This window comes from Gardnerella sp. 2492 (assembly GCF_050320365.1).
GTDB lineage: Bacteria > Actinomycetota > Actinomycetes > Actinomycetales > Bifidobacteriaceae > Bifidobacterium.
The window spans coordinates 1,167,920-1,186,748 of sequence record NZ_CP186952.1 but is presented as its reverse complement, the minus strand read 5'-3'; the positions used below and the strand labels follow the sequence as shown (position 1 = coordinate 1,186,748).

The window sequence follows — 18,829 nt, the reverse complement described above, 5'->3', positions numbered from 1 at the left end:
ATCCGATAAAACTATCGTTTGTTTGATTGATTTGGTTTATTTACTTGCGATCTAGTTTTATTTTCTGCACTCACTGAAATCACATTGGCTGATTTCCGTGATGCTTTCCAGTTCTCGAAACTCGCTTTTTACTTCTTAAAAGTTTTAGCGAGTTAGCTATTGCATCGCGCGTCTGCTCAGGATCAATCATTGCGTCAATCTGACCAGTTTCCAGCGAAAGATTCGCGTTTACAGTAGTTGCCTCATACTCGTCAACCAGCTGTTTTCTAAGAGCATCAACATCCTGTCCACGCTCTTTAGCTTTTTGCAAATCCTTGCGATGAATAATATTCACAGCACCTTGAGCGCCTAAAACAGCGATCTGGCTGGTTGGCCACGCGTAATTTACGTCCGCACCCATAGATTTTGAGCCCATAACAATGTAAGCTCCACCAAAAGCTTTGCGCAAAATCACTGTTACAAGCGGAACTTGAGCATTCGCGTAAGCGTAAATCACTTTTGCGCCCCTACGAATAATTCCAGCATGCTCTTGATCTGAACCAGGCTTATAACCAGGAGTATCAACCAAGGTAACAACTGGCAGATTAAACGCATCGCATAATCGCACAAATCGCGCTACTTTTTCGGAAGAATTAACATCCAAAATACCAGCGTTCACCTTCGGCTGATTTGCAACTATCCCAACAGGATGCCCTTCAATGCAAGCAAAACCAACTACTGCAGAAGCAGCATATAATTCCTGAACTTGCACAAACTCACCGTAATCAACGATTCTACGAATTACGTCTAGCACGTCGTAAGGCTGACGATCGTTATCTGGAACAATATTCGCCAACTCGCGCGCAGTTTCGCGGTCCGATCGCGTTGCAGCGTAGGCAAAAATAGGAGGCTCAGACTCGCAGCTAGATGGCAAATAAGCCAAAACTGTGCGCGTATAGTCGATTGCGTCAGCTTCATCTTCGCCCAAATAGTGAGCAACGCCGGAAGTTGCGTTATGCACAAGGCCGCCGCCCAAATCGTCCATGCTAATAGCCTCGCCGGTTGCAGCTTTAACAACATCCGGGCCGGTGACGAACATGTTTGAATGTTCGCGAGTCATAATAATCAAATCTGTTAATGCAGGGCAATAAACTGCACCACCAGCGCAAGGACCAAGAATTAGTGAGATTTGCGGAATCAATCCACTTGCTTCACAAGTTTTTTTGAAAATTCGTCCGTATTGCATAAGCGCGCTAACGCCTTCCTGAATGCGAGCGCCGCCGGAATCAATTACTGCAACAACAGGTACTCGAAGCTGTAAAGCCATGTCCAAAAGATGGCAGATTTTCTCACCTTCAGCTTTGCCTAAAGTTCCGCCGCGCACAGAAAAGTCTTGAGCGTAAACTGCAACTTTTCTGCCATACACTTCACCAAAACCAGTGATTACAGCGCATCCTGCAACATCATTATTAATATCGCCGCCGTTAAAACGACCAATTTCTTCAAAAGAGCCGGTGTCAAATAGCAAGTCGAGACGCTCGCGAGCAGTGCTTTTGCCTTTTGCATGCTGGCGCTCACAAGCTTTCTGTTCCGCGTCACGAGCAAGCTGTGCTGCGTGCTGAACTGCAGCTTTTCCACGACGAGGCTGCAAGTTGCTCTCTTCGGCAGAATTACTAGCGGCAGAATTATTGGCAGTTTTCGCTGAAGTTTCAGAAATTTCAAACTTTTCTTTTACTAAAGCGCTCATTTCTGCTCTCCTTCCGACTTTTCAGAAGGCTTTTCAGAAGATTTTTCGGAAGATTTTGCACTTTCGGAAGATTCGGAAGACTTATCCGCGCTATTATCCGCGCTTTTATCTCCAGCAAGATCAATCGTCACAAGCTTTGCGCCCGATTCCACGCCATCGCCAGGCCCCACAAAAATTCCAGTAACAGTGCCTGCCGCCGGAGCGTAAACGTAATTTTCCATCTTCATAGACTCAAGCACCACAAGCAAATCGCCCTTAGCAACCTGCTGGCCTTCAGCAACATTCACGCGCGTAATAACAGCTTGCATAGGTGCCGCAATTACGCCAGGAATCTGCTTTTGCTCTTCAGATTTGTGAGTGCTACCGCGAAGCGAACGACCGCGAAGAGGCTGCGAAGCTCTAGAAACGCTACGAACTCTAGCCGATCCAGTCAAATTATCAACAATATCTTGCGGAATCGTAAGCTTTACGCGCTTATTATCAACTTCAATAATGAAGGATTCCATTGCAGGCTGCTTATTTTCGGAATCATCCGCAGACTTTCCAGAAACAAGCGAAGCCGGCTGCCCACCCAAAGAAGCTGCAGGAACGCGGTTCAAATACTTGCGTTCCATCCACTTAGTAGACACGTCAAAACTGTGATTTTCCGCAGTAAACTCAGGGTCGTTAAAAATCTGCTCAAAAAGTTTCGCAGGAGTTGGCACGCCCTCAATACAAAGTTCCTTCAAAGCGCGACGCACGCGAGCAACAGCAGTTTCGCGACTTTGCGCAGTAATAATAAGCTTGCCCATCATCGAATCGAATTTTGGCGAAATATTGTCTCCAACTTCAACACCAAAATCGACGCGAATACCAGGGCCGGAAGGCCACTTAATCTTCGTCAAAGTGCCAGAGCTTGGAGTCAAATTCGTAGCAGGATCTTCCGAAGTAATGCGAAGCTCAAAGCTGTGTCCGCGCGGCTCCGGATCCTTAATCAACTCACCGCCGTCAGCAATATTGAGCTGCTCGCGCACCAAATCAAGTCCACTAACTTCCTCACTAACCGTGTGCTCAACTTGCAATCGCGGATTAACTTCCAAGAAGTAGACTTTATGCTGAGAAGTCACCATATATTCGCACGTGCCAAGACCAACGTAGTCAACAGCTTCAAATAGGTTACGAGAATATCGGTAAAGCTGATCTTTTTCATCGTCGGTCAAGAACGGTGCCGGAGCTTCCTCAACCAGCTTTTGGTTTCGGCGCTGCACCGAGCAATCGCGCGTGGAATATACGGTGAAATTTCCGTGAGCGTCGCGGCCGCACTGAGTTTCAACGTGCCTGGCTTTGTCAATAAAACGCTCAATAAAATATTCGTCTAAGTCGCCGCCTTGTAAAGCGTCGTGATTCATATAAAAACCGCGCAACTCGTCGTCGTTACGAACGACTGTAATGCCTCGTCCGCCGCCGCCATCCGTGCGCTTCATCATCACCGGATAGCCGTGCGTTTGCGCAAAAGTCAAAAGTTCTCGAATATCTTTTACAGGCTCCGAAATGCCTGGAACTGGCGGCACTTTCGCGCGAACTGCCACGCGACGAGCCGTAATCTTATCTCCCAAATCAATAAGCGCTTCCGGGCGCGGGCCAATCCAAATAACCCCAGCATCGTTGACTTTCTTCGCAAAAGACGCAACTTCCGAAAGGAAACCATAACCCGGGTGAACAGCATCCGTGCCGCTTCTTTTAATAATGTCAAGAATTGCGTCCTCGTTTAAATAAGTATCGCGATACGTGTCTCCAGAAAGTGCGTACGCTTCGTCTGCCATTTCTACAAACTGCGCGTTTCGATCAGTCGGCGCGTAAATTGCAACGGTAGAAATGCCCATTTCGTGAGCCGTGCGAATAACTCGCAAAGCGATTTCACCGCGGTTTGCGATGAGAATTTTTTTGATATTCGTAACCATACGTTACAAGATATTAGAAAAGTCGCGTTTGCGTATGAGCCGACATACACAAAAGCTTGCGCAAAATTTTGTACACTTCTCCAATGCAATTGATTTTTTACGCACGTAATGTGTTTAGCGAAAACGGAAACGTTTAAAAAACCGAAAGAAGGTTTATATGACTGACATGCATCAAAATAATGCTGCAACAACAAATTCTCTTGAAACTGTTGCGCATAAAGTTAAGACTGCTGCAACTTGGCTTGCTAAGCCGGTTCTTCTTACTGTGCTTTTGGCTCTTTCTACTATGGCAGGCGCAATTTATATTTATCCTATTACTCCTGTGCCAATTACCTTGCAAACTCTCGTTTTGTGCATTGCTGGTTTAACTTTGGATTGGCGCAAAGGCGTAGCCTCAGTAATTATGTATCTTGCTATTGGCGCTGCAGGCGCGCCTGTGTTCGCTGGTGGTAAGGGCGGCTGGGCTGTTTTTGTTGGCCCTACTGCAGGATTCTTGGCAGGATTTATTTTTGGCGTTGCTGCAATTGCCGCTTTGAAGCACGTATTTGACATTGCTCTCGACGCTATGATGCCAGAACACTCATTCAAGAAGACTTTCGCACGTTTCTGCACTTATTCCGTGGCTTCTATAATCGGCACAATCGTTATCTACGCATTTGGTATTTTTGGCCAAAGCTACTTAACTGGCATGCCACTTTCGACTGCTGCAGCTACTTTGATCATCTTCATGATTGGTGATCTTATTAAAGCTTTTCTCGCGAGTGTCGTTTGTTCAGGGGTATATGATATGCTCAAAGAGAAACATGCGTAAGGGTGTTTATCTTTCTACCTTTTCGTATTTTTCCCATCTTTCAGGTCGTGGTAACAATTCCCGGTTGCCACGGCCTGTCTCTTTTATATCTAGCTAATTTCTTCAACAACTTGCGCAGTCAGCGCTCAGGAAAAACGTCCTCGTCGTACGCAACAGCGTGAACATCACCGCTTTTTACAACAATATCTTCGCCTGTTTTTGCACGAATAGTAAGCGACGCATTTTTTCCAATACAAACTGCAGTACCTGTTATTACACTTCCGTCAACAGGATGTACATTTACCTCCCTACCGAGTGTCCAACACACGCAAGTTACTTCTTTAAGCAAATCTGCCACATTATTTTGATAATCTTTAACAAAATCGTATAAACGCGAGCGCAAACGCGTTACTATACTTGCTGCAATAACGTCACGCAATTCTTGAGCTTCCGGCAGTTTTGTAATGTGCATTTGTAGAGAAGTTGCTTTTTTAATTGGAAGAACTTCTTGCGGAACGTACAAGTTCATACCGATTCCAAATACAACTCCCATAAGATCTTCTCTTCCAGGAACTGCTACGAGTTCTGTTAAAATTCCACCTTCTTTGCAATCGTGCAAGAATATGTCGTTAGGCCACTTGAGTTTTAGTTTGCAATCTTCTCCATGCATAAATGAACTTTTGTACTTACTAAATACGTCTAAAAGTGCGTCTCTTGCAGACAGTCCGGCAATAATCGGAAGCCAACCGTTTATATCCGCGTTAGTAACTATTTTTTTAGGAAGAAGAGTTAAGAAAGATACTAGAAAACTTTCTCCCGGCCTGCTTACCCACTCTCTGCCAAGCCTTCCGCGACCGGCAGTTTGATCATCTGCAGCAATAGCAAAAATTGTAGGCTTTCCGTCACTTCTTTCTGATATTTCATTATTTTGCACTATTTCTCGCGCAAAATTTTGCGTTGAATCTGTGATACTAAAAAGTTTTACATAATCTGCTACTTTTGCAGTTTGTGGCATGCTAGCCACACTTTGCGAAGAAAATAAACTCATATGTATAATTTTATACACCGTGTTAAGTGATCGCTACTGCGAGACTTTGTGCAAAAAGAAAAGATTTGCGCGAAAGATCTGCGCAAAAAGATTTGCGTAAATTTAGCACGGTGACAAAGGTTGCGAAAATTTGGTAGGTGTTTACAGGTATGAAATTGGCAGAAAGCAAGGATTTCGGTAGTAAATCTAGCAAAACTGAAGCTAGTATGCTCGAATCCTTAGCGCCAAAACCTGCAGACTCTAATAAAAGCAACAAATTTATAAAAATATTAGGCGTAGTTTTTAATTATTTTCTAGGAATTCTCGTTTGTTCGCTACTAAGTTTTTGCACAAGCGTAGGATTTATATTTCGCAGCAGCTTACACACCAAACATTTAGGTTCTATTACAGATTTTGGTGTTAGTAATGCGATTATTTTTTTGATTTCCTTTATAATTTACTCTTGCATTCTTTTCTCACTTGTAATTTTTAGCAAGTCTAAAAAAGCAGTAAATTTTTTGGAAAAAGTCAAGTATTTTCTTATATCTAAATGGCACGATTTAACTGAATTAATACATACTGAAGCGCACAAGAAATTATTGCGCAGGAACGTACCTCATTTTCTTGCTAAAGCAGCTTCTGCAGCAATAGAAATATCTAATCTCGCGATACTTTGTATACGCTGGTGCGTTTTCCACCTAACACATAGGCAGCGCAATCTTTTCATCACATTCATACTAGGCTGGCTGTGGGCGCCGGTTACTTTTCTTGCAGCTTACGGAGCTGACCTCTGCTCGCAAATTCGCGAATACAGTTGGGCTTGGAATCAAATCACGGGATTAAAACAGCCATATATTGGATTCTTCAGCTTCGTACCAGCAGACATCTACCCTACTGCTCACTACTTGTGGCCATCTAATCCAACATATTTAAGCGATCAGCACAACATAGTTCTTACTGTTATTTACGGCTCTGTTGCGGCAGTTTCGCGTTATTTTACAGATTCTAACGATGCTGGAATCGTACTTCTGGCTTTTATGCAATTTGTTTTTGCAGCCTTCTGTTTTGCTGCCACAGCAAATCGTTTTCTAAATCGACCGTGGCTTATATCTAAATACAATTACGATAAAAACAATAACTTGCGAAAGCACAATAAAAAATACAAAACTTACGCAATTTACGCAAATGCAGAAACGCCGATGATAGCGCGCGTAATAGTTCTGCTTCTACTTCTGTTTAATCCTTTAGTTATTTTATCTACAATTTCACTAACAAAATCACCGCTTTTTGCATTCGCTTTTACATGGTGGGTTGGCGTCTGTTACGAAATCAATAGCATTTATTTCGATAAAAATACTTGCGAAAATAGCGACTACATAAAACGCAAAAGCCGCAGAAAACTTCCAATTCACACTATAATTGAGCTAGTTATAAGCGTATCTGTAATGCTAATCGCAGCTAAATACGCTTGGTATATTCTTACAATTCAATTCGCACTGCTACTTATAGCGCATATAAAACATTGGAAACTGTGGCTTTGTGGAATCCTACTGCCGACTGTGCTTATTCACGGATCAATCACAATGCTTATCTCAAGCGGCGCAATCATAAACGGCGACCCTATTGAAAGTCGCGGAGTACAATTACAGCAGATTGCTAGAATCGCAAAAGTAGATCCAAAAAGCATACCGCACTGCGCAAAACGCGCGATATCGCGAATTTTTAATCTAGATCAAGCAGCAGAAGCATACAAACCGAACGATGCGGATCCTGTAAAATCTTCTGGATTGCAATCAAAAAAAGTTAGTTACAGATGGAGATACGTAACTAAATCCGATATTAAACAGCTAGACAAAGCATGGTGGAAAACAATTACTAACAGTCCACTTGTAGCAACAGACGCTCTTGTAGCAAAATCTTACGGATATTTTGATATTCTCGACACGCCTTACGTTGGTCCAGAATATTATCTCAACACAGACAGCATACACAAATCTGTATGGATAAAACTATGGAATCCGCGACTTAGATCCAAAATCTCAAAAAATATTAATGAATTAAGCGAAGAAAGCACATTAAGATTCCTAATTCACGGTAATACTTATGTGATTGGAACTCTACTAATTGGAGTTGCTGAAATTATTTTGAGACGCTGGAAAACAGTGATATGGCATATTCCTCTAGCACTGTTAATGGGCGTAATGATTATGGCTCCGGCTAATAATTTTGAAAGGCATATGCTTCCGCTTACTTTTGTATTCTGTTTTGTGCTTCTAGCGTTTTGGAGAGATACGTTGAAAGCTGTTAAAAAATTATGACTCTGCGCTTAGTTAATCTGCGTTTAGTTAAATGGAGCTAGCTTCTGCAATTTATAAAAGTGGCGGGTATTAAGAAGTAAACACTAGGAGTAGACGCAAAGCGCAAATACTAAGCAGACGCAAAGCGCAAAAGCACTTGCGAGCCGCACATTTACTAGAAAGCAACTATAAGACTATAATAGAAAAGATGATTGCTAATTATTGCTGCAACTAAGGGCACAGGATGGACGAGATTAATTCAAACCAGTTTGCGCAAGCACAGAGTGCTCATTCCGATGCCGCATCCTTAAATAATACTGAAGTAAACGCTTCAGATACATATCACGCAATGGCGAGTGACGAATCAGATGCGAATCAAAAATTCACAAATCTAAATGATGATTTTCTTTCACTTTTAACAGGAGTGCAAATTTGCGCAATACAAAAGCAGTTAAAGCAGTTAGAAAAATCAGAACAATCAAATCAATCAAATGAGCTGGTAAATCAGTCGGCACTTTCCGCAACTGTTGCAACAAAAGAAGAATCTACTAAATCTTCCACAAACAACAAAGACGATGTTGAAGAAAAACGAAAGCACCATTTGTGGAGACGCAAAAATACAAATCAAGATCGCGAGAATACTACTGTAGAAGAAGCGCCACACTTTACGCCACTTCCTTGCGCACCAGCAGTTGAGCCGTTTGGGATTTTCGATACTCGCGACGGTCAAGTTTTTGACGCTGCCACTCGCCTACGCTTACACACTATTATTGCAACGTGTCTTATGAACGGCATTGCAGATCAGAGAGTAAACGCTTTAATACACCTATTGCAATGGCCTGATACGCCGAAAATAATCGTTATAGCTGGTACTTACGGCGCAAAAATTACTAAAGATGATGGCCCTACGCGCAAAAAAGACTCTCCAGTAATTCCAGATAATACAGACACATTACGCCGCAATATTTGGCCACAATTAGGAAACTGCAACGCATATGACGCAATAGTCGAACGCGCGCAAAATAGCGCTTTACAGCGTATTAACAGATCGTGGCAAACAACGAATCTATTTGCCAGTAGCACTACCGGTAGCGCAGGTAGTGAAAGTAGCGCAGGTAGCGCAAATTCAAGCGAGACTTTCTCATCACCATCCCATATAGTCTTGCTAGCAGTTCGTGAAACCCCAAGCGAGCAGTCGCTAGAAAAACTGTGTCAAATATTTACAGCATCCAAAAAGCCAGTATGCATAAGCGGAATAGTGCAGGGAGTAGATCGAGTATCATCTGCTTTAACAGCCACGCTTTCAGCAATTGCAGTAGCGCCAGCTGTTAAACATTTGCCGCAAATAATTCACGCGGATGATGTATTAGCTGAGCGCGCTCTTATTGGAGACAGCACTGCAGTAGAAAGCTTATACAACGACGTTTATCAAAGCCTAGCTCCGTATAATCGCGACGATCCGACTCTTAGTACAGTAGACATGTTCCTTAGATTTGGCGGAGCACTTGATCAGACAGCGCACGAACTTAATGTGCATCCAAATACTGTGAGATACCGTTTGCGCAAAGTAGCGCAAACAACTGGTTGGGATGCTACCGACCCTCGCGCAGCGTACGTACTGCAGACGGCCATTACCATAGGCCGCATCCGCGACGCGCGCTCGCACATTATGTAGTATCTAAGTCGCCAACTCACCAATCAAGAGACACTCACGCAAAAACCGTACTGCACGCGTGCCTCACTATTAAAAAACGCTGAGAAGCGCTCGCAAATGAGCACATTCTCAGCGTTTATAAGCTTTATACTTGATTTACTTCGCGAATCTCGCGCTTTCGCACAAGCTACGCTAGCAATAAATCAGGCAGCGATGCTTGCAATATCCACTGGAACACCAGGAGCCATTGTGGAGGTAACAGTCACCTTAGTGATGTAACGACCCTTAATGGTGGTTGGCTTCAAGCGGCGGATTTCGTCTGCAACAGCCTTGAAGTTCTCTTCAAGAGCCTTAGCATCGAAGGAGAGCTTGCCGAAGAGGAATGACAGGTTGCCCTGGCGATCCACGCGGAACTCAATCTTACCGCCCTTAATATCAGCAACAGCCTTAGCTACATCCATGGTAACGGTGCCAGTCTTTGGATTTGGCATCAAGCTACGAGGGCCGAGAACACGACCCAAGCGGCCAACCTTACCCATCATATCTGGGGTTGCAACGACTGCATCGAAGTCAAGGAAGCCACCGGCAACCTTTTCGATAAGCTCGTCATCACCAACGATGTCAGCGCCAGCTTCCTGAGCCTCAGTAGCCTTTGGGCCACGAGCGAACACCAAAACCTTAGCGGTTTTACCGGTGCCGTTTGGCAAGTTTACTACGCCACGAACCAACTGGTCAGCCTTGCGAGGATCAACGTTAAGGCGCATAACAGCCTCAACGGACTCGTCAAAAGCGTGCTTTGGCATGCTCTGCAACAAAGCGATAGCTTCAGCTGGGGTGTACAGGTTATTGCGGTCGATCTTCTCAGCCGCTTCACGATACTTCTTAGAACGCTTAGCCATTTCTACACTCCCTTTCAGTCGGTAACGGTAATACCCATCGAGCGAGCAGTACCCGCGATGATCTTCATACCGGCCTCGACGTCACGTGCGGAGAGGTCAGGCATCTTAATTTCGGCGATTTCGCGCACCTGAGCCTTGGTCACAGAACCAACCTTGTGAGTCAATGGGTTCTCGGTGCCCTTCTGAATGCCAGCAGCCTTAAGCAGCAAAGCAGCAGCAGGTGGAGTCTTCAAAATGAAGGTGAAAGAACGATCTTCGTAAACGGTGATCTCTACTGGGACGATCTGACCCATCTTGTCCTTCGTCTGGTCGTTATAGGCCTTGCAGAAGTCCATGATGTTCACGCCGTGGGAGCCTAATGCTGGGCCCAGTGGTGGGGCTGGATTTGCCTTGCCAGCCTGAATCTCGAGCTTAATAAGCGCGGAGACTTTCTTTTTCGGAGCCATAATATGGTTCTTCTTTCTTTTACAAGCGGTCCAAACGGTTGCTACAAACGCTGATACATAGACGTTACACTTAATTTTTATGCATAAACGTTGCTATAAAGCCGTTTTGAAGCTTCCTCCCGCATCTTGTATTGCTGTGCTGTGCTAGCGGATTTCTCCTCCAGTCACAAGCTTTCCTATTATGTCACATCTTCGCGACACGCTGCAGTACGAAAGCTGCAGCTATTTTCGCACATATAACTAATCGATACACGCGGTGATATTTTTGCAGTGAATAGAAAATGTCGAAAACATCGGGAGATTATGTGTTTTCGACAGTTTCAGCTCGCGTTTTGTTTATTTCATCGGTTGATTTGGTGTTTTAGACAGTTTTGCCCTACATTTTGTCTATTTCACCAAACGATTTGGTATTTTCGACAGTTTCAACTCACATTCTGTTCATTTCACCAAACAATTTGGTATTTTCGACAACTCCAGCTCACAGTCATCTTTACGCGCTTCGTATCAGCTTCGATTAAATGCCAAGCAGTATCGCTTAACTACAGTACGCGGCTTCAATGGCTGAGGTTCATCTCATTCAGTGCGAAAAATCTCAAATCTCTACCACACTAATAACAAAGCATCTTCGACCAAGCAATACCCACCCCTCACTCGTAAATTCACCCACCGTTGTTATTTAGCGTACCTGTTTTTTACAACAACGCTAGTAATTTCATGCAAATTAAACTACGAACAGGGCTGGTAGATAATGTGAGTCTAGGATTTAGTTAAGTAAACCCTAGACTCACACTTTGCTATTAGACTACAAGACCAGCTTTAGAAAGCAGATCAAGCGTTCTGCTGTTCTTCTTCCTTGCGATTGCGCACGTACATAATCACGCTCGCAACAATAAGAACCATGCCCACGACAGCGAAAATCAGTATTCCGTAAGCACCAGTTGCAGGAAGATTGAACCAGAAGCTCTTGCCATCAATGTTATGTTCTGGAATATTCGGGAATTCTACAACATAAGGATCTGTCACAGTATTTGTTGTAGCGACCGTAACTTCCTTTATAACATTAGAAAGCTTATAGCCTGTAGGAGCTTTAACCTCAACAAGATAAACAGGCACGCCAGCGCGAGTCTTGTATGCAGCCGCGAAGTTACCTTTATCATTTGTTGTAGCAGTCTGCACATCAGTAGCAGCAGCGCCAGCTGGTTGGGAAGCAGCAGCTGCTGCAGCAGCATCACCAATAAGTTGACGCAGCCTTGCACTCCTTCGGAAGCTGAGGCTCTTCATTCGCAACTCTGTCAGTGCTGTTACCATTATCTTTCGCAGAATCAACGTCTTTCTTTTGGGCACCTTTAACGTTGTTCTTTACAGCAGTCTCAGCTGACTTAGCCTTATCAACACCATTGTTAACAGCAGTCTTCGGCTCCTCAACAGACTTCGATTCCTTATTATTAGTTAAAGTGCTTGGAGAGCCAGTATTATTCTTATTAAGCTCAGCACTATTAGGTTCACTCTGCTCAGTCTGCTTCTGCTCACCCTCAGTCTTAGCAGAACCAGACTTAGTACCAGCAGTATTCTCAGTAACAGTAGCACTCTCACCAGCACTTAAAGCATAAGTTGGAGCAATCACAAAAGTAGCAAGCAACGTTGCAGATGCTACAAATAACGAAAGTAACGCTCGACTCGTGCACGAACCGCACGCTTTTCGAGACGCGTTTTTAGATGATTTTATGAACGCGTTTTTGGACGCGTTTGAGCGCAAATCGGCGCAAGAAGACTTTTGAGACTCTCTTGCAACGCCAGAGTCAATGTGACGAGCAACAAAATCTCTAATCGCACGTACACACTTTAAAAATGTATTAGATTCCGGAGCAGTCATAACATACTCTCCTTATATAATCATAAACAATTTTTAAACTTAATGGCCCAAAAATTAACGAAACCCAAAGGCTCACATTAACAATCAGGCAGAATGCGTCCCCTTTCGTAATGTACAGCTGAGAGTATACCCCCCCCCCATGGTGAGATTCAAGTAAAACTACTTACTTTGGAAATATTTATTATTTAGATTGATAAAAGCACTGCGGCTACAAGAAAATCTATCATTTTACGGCGTGTCGCAGTAAATAAACAAAACTAAGCGAAACTAAAAAACCGGAGCACGAATAACGCACCCCGGTTTGTAAAAGTTTTATAAAAGCTCAAACAATCGGCTCCACCTGATGGAATCCAAGTTCCACAGGAGTCTCTCGACCAAAGATAGAAACCAAAACTGTAAGCTTCTGAGTTGTAGGCTCCACATCGGAAACCACAGCAGCCATAGTCGCAAATGGACCATCCGTAACTGTAACCTGATCTCCAACCTTGTAAGCCACCTCAACAGTACGCTTACGAGCAGCAGCTGGCTTATCACCAGCATTCTTCAAAGCCTCAGAAGCAATCATAGGAGCCATCATAGCCACAACTTCTTTGCGGCTAAGCGGAGCTGGTTCCTTAGAAGGACCAACAAAACCAGTCACACCCTCAGTTTCGCGCACAATACGGCGAGCATTCTCGTCCGGCCACATACGAATCAGCACATAGCCTGGCACGCGCACGCGAGTAATAACCTTCTTGCCTTTCTCGGTATGCTTTTCAACTTCCTCCATCGGAACTTCAATCTGGAAAATCTTATCTTCCAAACCAAAGCTTTGCACACGAGACTCAACATTAGTTTTCACTCGCTTCTCGTAGCCGGAGTAGGTGTGCAGAACATACCACTTACCTTCCAGCGTACGCAACTTTTGCGAAAACTCTTTTACAGCCAAAGCGCCAGCATCAGTAGGATCAACTTCTGCAGTAGAAGTTTCCGAAGAGTCAGCAGCTTCAGTAGATTCTTCAGAGCCAGTGGAATCAGCAGCTTCAACCGAGCCAGCAGTCACATCTTCAGCATTCACATCAGCAGAAGTGTCTTCATCAGACTCAGCAGGCTCAACTACTGCATCATCAACTACAGCATCATCAACAGAATCAAGCGCCTCAAGATTAATCTCAGCTGCTTCATTATCAGTCATATCAGCATCAGTCATTTCTTCGTCAGTCATTTTGTAAACCCTCGAATCTCAACTCAGCCAAACATCCACATAACGGACTTGCCTAAGCCGAAGTCCATGAAAGTAACAAACACCATCAAGAAAATAACGAAAATAAATACAGAAGCTGACCATGCGAAAAGTTCCTTACCATGAGGAGCTATCACCTTACGAGTCTCGTCAATAGTCTGCTTAACGAACCTGATGATACGCACGAACAAATTTGGCTTTTTCGCTTTTTTACTATCGCGTGCCTGTGTCATGCCTAAACCCTTCGCTAACTGATTGATAAAATGAAACTGGCAGGGACGGCGGGACTCGAACCCACAACCTACGGTTTTGGAGACCGTTGCGCTACCAATTGCGCCACATCCCTAGGTGAACTTGCTAATCATACCCCAAAACAGAGAATATAGCAAAACCGCCAAATAGCTATGTTAGCGGAAGGCCACGATTTCCGCACCAAAACTTCAATTATTGAGTGTCGTAGAAGAAATTAGAAATTGAAACAGTTTAAGCTTCAACCCACTTCTTCATACGACGCATACCTTCCGCAAGCTGATCGTCAGCAAGAGCGCAAGAGAAACGCAAATATCCAGGAGCACCAAAAGCCTCTCCCGGAACAGCAGCAACATGCGCTTCATCAAGCAACATCTCAGCAAAACGAGAAGAAGTATGCGGCATCTCGCGCTTATCTCCAAGCGGACGCTCAAGCAGCGCCTCAACGTTAGCAAACGCGTAAAAAGCTCCATGAGGAAGAGGGCAAGTAACACCATCAATATTGTTCAACGCTTCCACAATCGCTTTTCTACGAGCATCAAAAGCCTCACGCATAGTGGAAACCACATCCAGCGAGCCGCCGACTGCAGCAATTGCCGCACGCTGCGAAATATTAGAAACGTTGGAAGTCATGTGGCTTTGCAACTTTACAGCAGACTTCGCCACATCTGCCGGAGCAACCATCCAACCGACGCGCCAACCCGGCATAGCGTAAGTTTTAGCAACGCCATTCAAAATCAGCAGCTGATTGCGGATCTCTGGCACCTCGACGCCAATATACGAAGTCGAAATGCCGTCGTAATGTAAGTGCTCGTAAATTTCGTCAGAAAGCACCCAAATATGGTGTTCAAGCGCCCATTTTCCGATTGCGCGAATAGTTTGCGCACTCCAAATAGCGCCCGTAGGATTGGAAGGCGAAGTTACGATGATTGCGCGCGTGCGCGGTGTGCGAGCAGCCTCAATCGCCGCAATATCTGGCTCAAAACCGCGCTCTGCACCTGCTAAAACCGGCACAGGTACGCCGCCGGCAAGCTTTACCGCTTCCGGATAACTCGTCCAATACGGAGCTGGAATAATAACTTCGTCACCATCGTTTAAAAGAATTTGGCAAGCTTCGTAAACTGCTTGCTTTCCGCCGTTTGTTACAACGACTTGATTTGGGGAAACTTCGTAGCCGGAATCTCGCTGCACTTTGCGCGCAATCGCCTCTCTAAGCTCCGGCAAACCAGCTGTGGCAGTATAACGATAGTTGCGCGGGTCTTTGCAAGCAGCTGCGGCGGCTTCAACAATGTAAGAAGGAGTAGGGAAATCAGGCTCGCCTGCGCCAAAGCTTACAACGTCGATGCCATCAGCTTTCATAGCTTTCGCCTTGCCGTCTACTGCTAAAGTCGCGCTCGGAGCGACTCGGTTAATGCGCTCGCTTAATACGCGCCAATTTTCTTGCGATGAAGTTTCTGCAATATTATCTGCCATGTATTCCAGTGTAACCTTAAGCCGAGAAACGACGAATCTGCCGGAAATTACCAGGCGCTTGCGCGACGAACTGTTTTCGCACTTAAAGCGTAGCGCGCGATGACTTGCTTTCTGCGCGAGTGTCTCATTTTGTTTGTTTTGAGACACTAGTGCAGTACTGTTACTGCGTTATTGTCTCTGTTTGGCTGTTTTCGGACATTCGCGCAGTTATCGTTCTGCAAGAGTGTCTCATTTTGCTCATTTTGAGACACTAGTGCAGTACTGTTACTGCGCGAGTGTCTCAAGACCGGCGTAGTGAAACATTTTCCGGAAAATTCCCGGCAAATGTAGTTGCAGTTAATTTACACAAGCACAAGATTGTCGCGATGCACCACCGGATGCGCATACTGCCGTCCAAGCGACTTCTCAAGCTCATCGCTCGTGCGCCCCATAATCTCCGGAATCTCCTCCGCATCAAAAGCAACCAATCCTTTAGCTAAATGATTGCCCTGCTCATCATCAATCCACACCGGATCCGTCGCCGAAAACTCGCCGCGCACATCAACAATTCCAGCCGCAAGAAGACTTGCGCGACCTCCACGAACCGCCTCCGCAGCACCAGCATCAACAACCAAAGTTCCATGCGGATAAGAAGCAAAACCAATCCAAAGTCGCCTTGAAGAATCACGCGTATTAACAGGCGCAAACGCAGTACCAACAGCATCGCCTGCAAGAGCCGGCCCAGCGTTACTCGCGCAAGTTAACACGGTAGGAATACCCGAAACTGCAGCAACGTGCGCAGCTTCAATCTTTGTGATCATTCCGCCGGTACCAACTCCAGAAACGCTTGAACCAACTTTTACTTTCTCTAAAGCACGCGTCACATCTGGCACAAAACTTACACGCTTAGCTCCAGGCTCGCTCGGAGGAGCAGTATACAAAGCATCAACATCCGTAAGCAATACCAACGCTTCCGCACGCACCACATTTGCTACAAGCGCAGCAAGACGATCATTATCGCCAAAACGAATTTCGTTACTAGAAAGCGCGTCGTTCTCGTTTACGATCGGTATTACGCCAAGCTCCAGCAAACGAAGCATTGTTCGCTGCGCATTGCGGTAACGCGAAGGCGAAATAGTAACATCCGCTGTAAGCAGCATCTGCCCTACTCTGAAACCAAATTGCGCAAACGCAGACTCATACTGAGCCATAAGCAAGCCTTGACCAACCGAAGCCGTCGCCTGCTGAGTTGGCACATCCTTAGGACGCTCATCAAAACCAAGAAGTCCAAAACCTGCTGCAATAGCGCCAGAAGAAACTAGTACTACACGCGCACCCATCATTTGCACGTGACTAATCGCAGCTACAAGCGCACGCAATTTTTGCACATCAAGATGACCTGACGCGTCAGTAAGCGAACTTGAACCAACTTTTACTACGATTGTGCGCGCCTCACGAATTGAACGCCGAACCCCTTCTTCGGTTAGCTCAATTGCAGGATTACTCATAAAATTCCTCTTGATTCTACTAGTTTTTACTCTTCACCGCGGCCGAATAAGCTATTTTCGTCATGACGATCATCGTCAACAGATGGATCTGCCCAGTGCCCCGACTTACGTTCGGCCATCATTGCGTCGCGAACAGCACTCTTAGCGTCCATCATGCTGTGATAGTCGCGTCTACGCTCCGCATTAGTACGACGAGAGTTCCTAGGATCATTCGCCTCAAGACGCAAATCCCTACCACGAGCACCCAAGCTTGCTCCATCAAGACCTTCTGCTCCAGCAGCAATACTTGGATCCCAGTCAAAGCAAACCATACGATTTCCGCGGCCAATGCGAATCTCATCTCCAGGACGAGCACCCTTCTTACGCAACTCATCCTCAACACCAAGCTTCGCAAGACGATCAGCCAAATATCCAACAGCTTCATCGTTATCAAAGTTCGTTTGAACAACCCAACGCTCAGGTTTCATGCCAGTAACGGTAAACCAAAAATCACCGTTTTTGTCTTCTTCACGTTCAATAGTGAAGTCCGCACTATTTCCACGTCCATCATCGCGGCGGCGACGCAACGCTGAAGTCTGCTGCTCAAGCGGCTGAATAACAACACGCTCTTCTTCTCGCGCTGCTTCCTCAGCAGCAAGCTTCTCACGCATCTTTTCAACCAATCGTCCGAGAGCAAAACCAAGCTCTTTCAAACCTTCATGCGATGCGGTAGAGATTTCAAATACGTCTAATCCCATCGCCTCAAATTCGCCGCGCACAAAATCAGCTAGTTCTTTAGCTTCAGGCACATCGACCTTGTTTAGCACAATAATGCGCGGACGTTCAGGAATCGGAATAGCGCCCAGCGGAAGCTCAAGCTTATCAGCATACTGCGCAAGCTCATGCTCAAGAGCGTGATAATCGCTAATAGGGTCGCGATTTGGCTCCAAAGTTGCGCAATCGATCACGTGAGCAATAATTTCAGTACGCTCAATATGACGCAAAAACTCAAGTCCCAAACCCTTACCTTCAGAAGCGCCTGGAATCAAGCCTGGAACGTCAGCAATCGTATAACGATAGTTGCCAAAACTTACAACTCCCAGATTTGGCACGAGAGTAGTAAACGGGTAGTCAGCAATTTTCGGCTTAGCTGCACTAATAGACGCAACTAAACTTGATTTTCCGGCAGAAGGGAAACCGACTAAAGCCACGTCTGCAATTGATTTAAGTTCCAAAATTACGTCACGCTCTTCGCCAGGCTCTCCTAAAAGAGCAAATCCTGGAGCACGACGAGTTTTATTAGCGAGAGCAGCATTTCCAAGACCGCCAGCGCCACCAGCAGCAGCAACAAAACGATCACCCGGTTGCTTTAAATCAGCCAAAACTTCACCCGGACGTTTTGCAGAACCAGCCGCGCCTTTAGCAGTAAAAATAACTGTACCAACAGGAACAGGAAGTACTAAATCAGCGCCCTTTGAACCGTCTTTTGTATCACCCAAACCCATTGTGCCATCTTCAGCAGTACGATGCGGCATAAAACGATAGTCAAGAAGGCTATTTGCGTTACGATCTGCTACAAAAATAACAGAACCACCATCGCCTCCGTTGCCACCATTTGGACCAGCTAAAGGCTTGTACTTTTCGCGACGCACGCCGGCAGAACCATTGCCGCCGTCGCCACCCTTCACGTGCACTGTTACGCGATCCACAAAATCACTCATATCGCTACCTTACCTGAATAGCACAACACTTAACTTCCACGTTTTA

14 protein-coding genes, 1 tRNA gene and 1 pseudogene are annotated in these 18,829 nt (G+C 45.3%); 4 read left to right on the top strand and 12 right to left on the bottom strand.

Annotation, left to right across the window (positions count from 1 at the left end):
- Positions 1-79 precede the first annotated feature (79 nt).
- Together ACPFYS_RS04645 and ACPFYS_RS04640 are read right to left on the bottom strand one after the other, a co-directional pair.
- Positions 80-1,726 (bottom strand): acyl-CoA carboxylase subunit beta, encoded by a 1,647-nt coding sequence (locus ACPFYS_RS04645; RefSeq protein WP_427876269.1) that lies wholly within the window; start codon positions 1,724-1,726, stop codon positions 80-82.
- Positions 1,723-3,666: a biotin carboxylase N-terminal domain-containing protein gene (locus ACPFYS_RS04640; protein ID WP_427876267.1), complete on the bottom strand. Its 1,944-nt coding sequence runs from the start codon at positions 3,664-3,666 to the stop codon at positions 1,723-1,725. Before ACPFYS_RS04640 ends, ACPFYS_RS04645 begins: the two co-directional genes overlap by 4 nt.
- A gap of 157 nt (positions 3,667-3,823) precedes the next feature.
- Here ACPFYS_RS04640 and ACPFYS_RS04635 point away from each other — a divergent pair, with 157 nt between their 5' ends.
- Positions 3,824-4,477, top strand: coding sequence for a biotin transporter BioY (locus ACPFYS_RS04635; protein ID WP_427876265.1), 654 nt, complete (start codon positions 3,824-3,826; stop codon positions 4,475-4,477).
- Positions 4,478-4,595: 118 nt separating this feature from the next.
- Here the strand turns inward: ACPFYS_RS04635 and ACPFYS_RS04630 are convergent, their stop codons facing one another.
- On the bottom strand, positions 4,596-5,504 hold the full coding sequence (locus ACPFYS_RS04630; RefSeq protein ID WP_427876263.1) for a biotin--[acetyl-CoA-carboxylase] ligase: 909 nt from the start codon (positions 5,502-5,504) through the stop codon (positions 4,596-4,598).
- A 206-nt stretch (positions 5,505-5,710) separates the two neighbouring features.
- Between ACPFYS_RS04630 and ACPFYS_RS04625 the strand changes: the two genes are divergently transcribed.
- Positions 5,711-7,801, top strand: coding sequence for a DUF6020 family protein (locus ACPFYS_RS04625; protein WP_427877660.1), 2,091 nt, complete (start codon positions 5,711-5,713; stop codon positions 7,799-7,801).
- A gap of 223 nt (positions 7,802-8,024) precedes the next feature.
- Positions 8,025-9,455 (top strand): PucR family transcriptional regulator, encoded by a 1,431-nt coding sequence (locus ACPFYS_RS04620; protein WP_427876261.1) that lies wholly within the window; start codon positions 8,025-8,027, stop codon positions 9,453-9,455.
- Between the two features lie 182 nt (positions 9,456-9,637).
- Here the strand turns inward: ACPFYS_RS04620 and rplA are convergent, their stop codons facing one another.
- Both rplA and rplK read right to left on the bottom strand, forming a co-directional pair.
- On the bottom strand, positions 9,638-10,333 hold the full coding sequence (rplA, locus tag ACPFYS_RS04615) for a 50S ribosomal protein L1 (protein ID WP_427876259.1): 696 nt from the start codon (positions 10,331-10,333) through the stop codon (positions 9,638-9,640).
- Positions 10,334-10,347: 14 nt separating this feature from the next.
- Positions 10,348-10,779, bottom strand: a complete 432-nt coding sequence (gene rplK / locus ACPFYS_RS04610) for a 50S ribosomal protein L11 (protein WP_004118588.1) — start codon at positions 10,777-10,779, stop codon at positions 10,348-10,350.
- A 383-nt stretch (positions 10,780-11,162) separates the two neighbouring features.
- On the opposite strand from rplK, the gene ACPFYS_RS04605 reads away from it, so the two are divergent.
- Positions 11,163-11,297, top strand: a complete 135-nt coding sequence (locus ACPFYS_RS04605; RefSeq protein ID WP_427896775.1) for a hypothetical protein — start codon at positions 11,163-11,165, stop codon at positions 11,295-11,297.
- 310 nt (positions 11,298-11,607) lie between these two features.
- Here the strand turns inward: ACPFYS_RS04605 and ACPFYS_RS04600 are convergent.
- The 7 genes and pseudogenes from ACPFYS_RS04600 to obgE form a co-directional block, all read right to left on the bottom strand.
- Positions 11,608-12,652: pseudogene (locus tag ACPFYS_RS04600) on the bottom strand (SpaA isopeptide-forming pilin-related protein).
- A gap of 322 nt (positions 12,653-12,974) precedes the next feature.
- Positions 12,975-13,856: a transcription termination/antitermination protein NusG gene (gene nusG, locus ACPFYS_RS04595; RefSeq protein ID WP_427876253.1), complete on the bottom strand. Its 882-nt coding sequence runs from the start codon at positions 13,854-13,856 to the stop codon at positions 12,975-12,977.
- Positions 13,857-13,879: 23 nt separating this feature from the next.
- On the bottom strand, positions 13,880-14,107 hold the full coding sequence (gene secE / locus ACPFYS_RS04590; protein ID WP_427876251.1) for a preprotein translocase subunit SecE: 228 nt from the start codon (positions 14,105-14,107) through the stop codon (positions 13,880-13,882).
- Between the two features lie 37 nt (positions 14,108-14,144).
- Positions 14,145-14,220 (bottom strand) — tRNA-Trp (locus ACPFYS_RS04585).
- A gap of 137 nt (positions 14,221-14,357) precedes the next feature.
- On the bottom strand, positions 14,358-15,596 hold the full coding sequence (locus tag ACPFYS_RS04580) for a pyridoxal phosphate-dependent aminotransferase (protein ID WP_427876249.1): 1,239 nt from the start codon (positions 15,594-15,596) through the stop codon (positions 14,358-14,360).
- A 341-nt stretch (positions 15,597-15,937) separates the two neighbouring features.
- A complete protein-coding gene (gene proB, locus ACPFYS_RS04575; RefSeq protein ID WP_427876247.1) occupies positions 15,938-17,083 on the bottom strand; it encodes a glutamate 5-kinase in 1,146 nt (381 codons plus the stop codon).
- A 26-nt stretch (positions 17,084-17,109) separates the two neighbouring features.
- Positions 17,110-18,783, bottom strand: coding sequence for a GTPase ObgE (gene obgE, locus ACPFYS_RS04570; RefSeq protein ID WP_427876245.1), 1,674 nt, complete (start codon positions 18,781-18,783; stop codon positions 17,110-17,112).
- Positions 18,784-18,829 lie beyond the last annotated feature (46 nt).